Genomic DNA, 345 nt, shown 5'->3' with positions numbered 1-345 from the left:
CGGGCAATAGCATTTTCGTATTCACCTGATGAATTAAAATGGTTTACGTTTACAACATTCCTGAACGTATCCCGGTTATAAACACCCGCGTCTCTAACAAAATCGTTCAGCCCGGGGAAGCGTATGTGTGCAAACCCGAGAGATACCGTACTATCGCCTGATGCTGCATTTACCTGTGCAGTTAAGCAACTCATCACCAGAACTGCACACGCAAAAAATTTCATGATACTTTTCATTTTAAGTATTTCTCTGAATTAAAGGATGCGATGTCTGAAAGGAACGCTTTCGTTTTACACTATTAAAGTTTTTCTTACGCTAATCATATATTGAGGAATTAATAACCAG

At 39.1% G+C, this 345-nt stretch carries 1 protein-coding gene; it reads right to left on the bottom strand.

The window, feature by feature from the left end; translation table 11 throughout:
• The coding region (locus Y887_RS21190) for a hypothetical protein (protein ID WP_211257028.1) at positions 1–224 on the bottom strand (224 nt) is incomplete at its 3' end.
• Between the last annotated feature and the right edge of the window lie 121 nt (positions 225–345).

This window comes from Xanthomonas pisi DSM 18956 (assembly GCF_001010415.1).
Lineage (GTDB): Bacteria > Pseudomonadota > Gammaproteobacteria > Xanthomonadales > Xanthomonadaceae > Xanthomonas > Xanthomonas pisi.
The sequence above is the reverse complement of the archived record's forward strand: the minus strand, read 5'-3'. Positions and strand labels throughout refer to the sequence as shown.